The sequence below is a fragment of the Nonomuraea lactucae genome (assembly GCF_003313395.1).
Taxonomy (GTDB): Bacteria; Actinomycetota; Actinomycetes; order Streptosporangiales; family Streptosporangiaceae; genus Nonomuraea; species Nonomuraea lactucae.
On record NZ_QNFZ01000726.1, the window covers coordinates 1 to 3,776 of the forward strand.

A 3,776-nucleotide genomic window follows, 5' to 3' on the forward strand; every position below is an offset into this window, starting at 1 on the left:
CGCGGCACGCCCGGCGGCGGCGCGCCAGGCCAGGCCACGCCAGTCCAGGCCACGCCGGGCCGTCCGCTCACGCGTGCCGCTCCCCACCCGCGTGGCCGTTCAGCCGCTCGACCGGTGGCGGGGGGCGGAGCCGGGTGAGCGGTGGCCTGAGCGTTCCCGTCCCGCGTCGTGAGCGGGCCTGGGCGAGGCTCTCGGCCGCGTAGCCCGCGCACAGGCTCGCCACCAGGCCGAGCGCGAGGGCCACGGCGGCCGACCTCAGCTTGCGCCCTTGCAGGCGCTCGGCCGGCGTCGGCGCCACCACGTCGGTCAGCACCATGTACGTCGCGGGCGGCGCGTCGACCGCCCGCTGGCTCTCCAGCAGCTCCAGCCTGGCCCGCGCCGCGACCTTGCGCACGATGTCCGTGGCCGCCTCCGGAGTGCGCGCCTCACCCTCGACGAACACGAACGGGCCCGTGGCCAGCGCCTCGACGTTGGCGCTGCCGTTGTGCACCTTGTAGAGGGTATCGCCGCCGGGGAGCACGCCCAGTTCCTGCCCGACCCTGGCGGTGGTGAGCCGCGCGGTGAGGATCGAGGCGGTCATGGTCAGCCCTCGGTCGAAGTTCAGCAGCGGGTTCACCGGGGCGTTGGTCGTGCCCGGATGGACCGGGAGGCTCGCCCCCGTCCTCGGCAGGGTGAGCACCATGGCGGCGTTGGAGGTGTAGACCGCCGGGACCGTCGAGTAGACCGCCGCCGCCGCGCCCAGCGCCGCGCAGAAGGCCGGGAGCGTCACGTACCAGCGGCGCAACAGGACGAGGACCGTGAGCCAGAAGTCCATGCGCCCTACCCCCCTCGGTCCACACAGGTATCGTTCCAACCGGCTACGCGTGTTACGTAACGACTCACCGCCTATGAGGCGATATGCGAGAGCGGGCCGAACGCGACGCCGCAGAGGGGGAGGCCGCCTTCCGTGACCGAGCTGGCCGTCGTCACGCCGAGCTTCGGACCCGACGCCGAGCTCTTCGCGCAGTTGCACGCGTCGGTGCTGGAGCACACCACCGAGGACACCGTCCACCATGTGATCGTCCCGGCGGGCGACAGGGAGCGGTTCGCCGGGTTCGCGGGGCCCCGCTGCCGCGTCTGGACCGAGCCCGAACTGCTGCCGCGCAGGTACGTCCGCGTCCCGCGGTCCGGGCTCTGGGTCAACGCGCTGCGCCCCTGGCCGCCGATCCGCGGCTGGGTCATCCAGCAGGCGCTCAAGCTCGCCGCCACGGCCCGGGCGGAGGCGCGCGCGGTGCTCGTCGCCGACTCCGACATCGTCCTGGTCAGGCCCGTGGACGTGGCCGCCTTCCGCGCGGACGGGCAGCTCCGCCTGCACCGGGTGGAGCGGGGCGTGCACGCGGGCATGCCCCGCCACGTGCGCTGGCACCAGGTGGCCCGCGACCTGCTCGGCCTGCCGCCCGCGCCCCCGCCGCCGCTGCACGACTACGTGAGCTCGCTGACGTTCTGGGACCCGGTCGTCGTGCGCGCCATGCAGGGCCGGATCGCCGAGTCGGCGGGCCGCCCCTGGCTGGACGCCTTCAACGCGCGGCTGCACATCTCCGAGTTCATCCTGTACGGGGTGTTCGTCGACGAGCTGTACGCGGCGGGCGGGCCGCCGGCGGGCGACGACACGATCTGCCACAACTACTGGGACCGGACGCCGCTGGACCGCGACGGGGCCCTGGCCTTCGCCGACCGCCTCGGACCGGAGGCCATCGGCATGATGATCTCGGCCAAGTCGGGGACGCCGCCGTCAGTGCGCGAGGCGGCCGTGCGGCGCTGCGCCGAGGTCGCCGGGGGCTGAGTCCGCACGGGCGTCGTCCTCGGGCTCGGTGTCCTCGGGCTCAGTCTCACGCTCGGTGTTCTCACGCTCGGTGTTCTCACGCTCGGGGACCTCAGGCTCCTCGGGCTCGTCCTCCGGCTCGGCGTGCTCCGGGCCCGGCCGCGCCTGGTCGCGTGCCCGCAGGCGGAGCCGCGCGTACGCCGCGCTGAACCCGGCCACGAGCGCCAGCGCGAACGCCACGCCGGCCGCCTGCACCTTGTCGCCGATCCGCCTCTCGGGTGTGGACGGCGGCGTGACGTTCATCGTGGTGATGTAGCTGACCGCGGGAGCCCGCAGTTCGCGCTGCTTGGCGGTCAGCTCCTCCTGCACCCGCCGCTGGGCCCGCTCGACGAGCGCCCGCGCGCCCGCAGCGGTGCGGCTCTCCGCGACGATCGACAGGAACGGTCCATCGGTGCCGAACAGCGCGGGGTTGGTGGCGCCGCCGTCGATGACCAGCTTGTCCGGTCCGTCCTTCGACGCGCCGAGCCGGGCCAGCACCTCGGGCGTGCCGGTGGCCAGAATCAGCGTGGCCGCGGTCGTGCGCAGGCCGGCGTTGTCCTGCAGCAGCGGGTTGGTACGGCCGGGCGGCACGCCGGGGTCGTTCGGCGGGATGAGGGCGTTGCCCGGCGCGGTAAGCAGCAGGATCACGCTGGCGGTGTAGCGGGCGGGCACGGCCAGGAAGGCCGCCACCGCGGCCACGACCGCCAGCGCGATGATGGGCGGGCCGACGGACGGGCGACGGGCGAGGCCGACGATGGTTCTCCAGAAGTCCAAGCTTCCCGCCCCCAAGACGTACGTTGCGCACCTGTTTATCCAACGAAGCGGCTCACCTGTTACGCGCGTTTCGGATCAGCCGGCCCAGCTTGCGGGCGCCTCTGGCCGCCAGCCGCCGCTGGCGCGAGACGTACAGCCGTGCCACGGCCGCGCGGGCCCGGCGCCGCTGGTCCGGGCCGAGCCCCGCCTCGTCGACGACGGCCAGCAGCGCACGGGCCTGGAGCAGCGTGGCGAACCAGCCGCGCCAGGCGGGCAGGGCCATGCGGGAGCTCATCGCCACCGGCCCGGCGTTGGACCATTTGCGGTGCGACAGCACCTCGGGCACGTGACCCCACGGTCCCGCCAGGGCGTACCTGGCGGCGGCCACCTCGTCCTCCCTGACCATGACCGGCCGGGGGATGCCGAGCGCCACCGAGCGGAGCTGCAGGCCGTACAGGGGGTCCATGAGGACGTGGCTCTCGGTCAGCAGGCGCAGCATCTCGGCGAAGCGCTCCGCGGGGTCGTCCGAGCGCAGCGCGGCGCCCTCGTACGCGCCGGTCTCCGTGACGCCGTCCATGGTGTAGGCGGTCTGCGCGGTGACCATGACCAGCCTGCCGTCGTGGGCGAACTCCGCCAGCGAGCGGGAGAGGCAGTGCGGCTCCAGCCGGTCGTCGTCGCCGATCCAGCGGAAGTAGGGGCCCTCGGCCAGGTGGAGCGCCTTGACGAAGTTGCCGATCGCGCCGATGTTCGCCGGTTGCCGGTGGTAGACGATCCGGCCGTCGGTGGCGGCCAGGTCGCGGCAGACCTCCCCGGTCTCGTCCGTGGAGGCGTTGTCGCAGATCACGAGCTGCAGGTTGGCGTGGTCCTGGGCCAGTACGGAGGCCACGACCTTCTCCAGGCCGGCCCCGCCGTTGTAGGTGGGCAGACCGACGGAGACGAGCACATCGGGGTTCAACCGGCTTCCTTCCTCTGCGGGTGGCCGAACTGCCTGAGCCGGCCCAGCGGCACCACCAGCGCCGCGTAGACGAACAGGCCGGCCGAGCCGGCCACGAGAAGGCGGACGAAGGCGTCGCCGTCCGCACCGCCCACCAGCCGGTCCACCAGGGCGGTGACCCCGGCCGCCGCGACCCCGGCGAGCAGCGGCCGGACGAGGGCGCGCGCGACGGGCGCGAGCCGCACCCCC

Annotated in this window: 4 protein-coding genes and 1 pseudogene; 1 reads left to right on the plus strand and 4 read right to left on the minus strand. The window is 74.1% G+C overall.

The window, feature by feature from the left end:
- Nucleotides 1–67: 67 nt before the first annotated feature.
- Nucleotides 68–814 (minus strand): hypothetical protein, encoded by a 747-nt coding sequence (locus DQW85_RS26135; protein ID WP_113702596.1) that lies wholly within the window; start codon nt 812–814, stop codon nt 68–70.
- Nucleotides 815–946: 132 nt separating this feature from the next.
- On the opposite strand from DQW85_RS26135, the gene DQW85_RS26140 reads away from it, so the two are divergent.
- Entirely contained in the window at nt 947–1,822 is an 876-nt protein-coding gene (locus DQW85_RS26140) for a DUF6492 family protein (RefSeq protein ID WP_113702597.1), read from the plus strand.
- Here the strand turns inward: DQW85_RS26140 and DQW85_RS26145 are convergent.
- From DQW85_RS26145 to DQW85_RS26155, 3 genes and pseudogenes are all read right to left on the minus strand, one after another.
- Nucleotides 1,772–2,614: a hypothetical protein gene (locus DQW85_RS26145; RefSeq protein WP_113702598.1), complete on the minus strand. Its 843-nt coding sequence runs from the start codon at nt 2,612–2,614 to the stop codon at nt 1,772–1,774. The genes DQW85_RS26140 and DQW85_RS26145 overlap by 51 nt on opposite strands.
- Before the next feature lie 52 nt (nt 2,615–2,666).
- Nucleotides 2,667–3,548 (minus strand): glycosyltransferase family A protein, encoded by an 882-nt coding sequence (locus DQW85_RS26150; protein ID WP_205315416.1) that lies wholly within the window; start codon nt 3,546–3,548, stop codon nt 2,667–2,669.
- A pseudogene (locus DQW85_RS26155) lies at nt 3,545–3,776 on the minus strand (hypothetical protein); the annotation flags it as partial. The gene DQW85_RS26150 and the pseudogene DQW85_RS26155, both read right to left, overlap by 4 nt.